The sequence below is a fragment of the Acinetobacter sp. SA01 genome (assembly GCF_011319235.1).
Lineage (GTDB): Bacteria > Pseudomonadota > Gammaproteobacteria > Pseudomonadales > Moraxellaceae > Acinetobacter.
The window spans coordinates 1-1,242 of record NZ_WXXM01000046.1 but is presented as its reverse complement, the minus strand read 5'-3'; the positions used below and the strand labels follow the sequence as shown (position 1 = coordinate 1,242).

The 1,242-nt window shown below is 40.3% G+C and carries 2 protein-coding genes; both read right to left on the bottom strand.

All coding sequences use genetic code 11. The features are described from left to right. Positions 1-247: 247 nt before the first annotated feature. Entirely contained in the window at positions 248-481 is a 234-nt protein-coding gene (locus GTU69_RS16915) for a hypothetical protein (RefSeq protein WP_004704298.1), read from the bottom strand. A 170-nt stretch (positions 482-651) separates the two neighbouring features. Further along, positions 652-972, bottom strand: coding sequence for a multidrug efflux SMR transporter (locus GTU69_RS16910; RefSeq protein WP_166172219.1), 321 nt, complete (start codon positions 970-972; stop codon positions 652-654). Between the last annotated feature and the right edge of the window lie 270 nt (positions 973-1,242).

The window sequence follows — 1,242 nt, the reverse complement described above, 5'->3', positions numbered from 1 at the left end:
GAGCGTTCTGGGGCATAGGGGTGCTTCCTATAAATTCTCAATCTTTAAAATGAGTTTCTATGCGATGTTTAATTTTCTCTTTAGGAAAATTATTTTCTCTGTGAGAATTTATATAGGATTTTTTTTCAGCCGTCTACGGCTTTAGGAAAGTTTTTTTATTTTTAGGAAAGTTTTTTAAATTATTGATTTTTATTAAGATGTGCGAAAGCACCAGCAGGAAATTAATCTCCTGCTGGCTAGATTTGGCTTAACATAAAACCTCTACCCGATGAAACTGCTTCAGCTGTAACAATGCCTGAAAAGGCTGGGCAGACTGCATCAAATGATTCATCTGTTCATGAAACTGCTGAACCAGACCCTGATTGCATCGAATCAACCAGCCTTTCATAAACTTTTTGTTCATATTCAGCATATACACCTCACAGGTGGTCGGTGTTAATAAGCGAATTTTCTTAATCACAAAGTGTTCCGGATAGCTCATCGCATTCTCCTTTTACAAAGTTCAATTGATAAAAAGCAAATACCGCGCCAAGTTTGCCAATAACCGATTTGGCCTGTTTGATGCCGGCTAAATTCGGTATTTATTCCTGATATGAATATTTTATGCATTAAAACTGCGCATCTGCTTGATGGCCTGCACCAAATTGCAGATCAGGAGAGCTCGGATAATTTCATCAATAGCAGTCCAGCCGTAATCAAAACGGCGGCTAAAATACGCATCAAGGTGGCCTGCTCGCCCAAGATCAAGATGCCCAGCAAAAATGCCCCGACCACACCTATGCCCGACCAAATGGTATAAGCCGTGCCCAGGGGCAGCGTACGCATGGCATAGCTCAACAGCAGAAAGCTTAAAATTACAAAAACCACTGTCATGAGGGTGGGGACCGGTTTGCTAAAACCGGCTGAAAGTTTCATGGAATAGGCCCAGATAATCTCAAAAATACCGGCCAGAACTAAAACTATCCATGCCATCTGTATTGACTCCCTGAATTAAGTTTTATGCCGGATCAGCTCAGCATACGGCTGATTTTAATACTGCGATGGCTGGCCAATTTTACCTATACCTCTAAAGGCATACTCATAAAAAGTAGCTGAATTTAAACAAGAAATATGGACAACGGCGTGTGTTTTTATATAAATTTTTACAAGAAATTAAATTTACTCTTAAGAATATCCATCTTGAGCACCTGAGTTTTGACTGCCTTAAATACCGGAGCAAATCGACCATGACGCAGCACACTT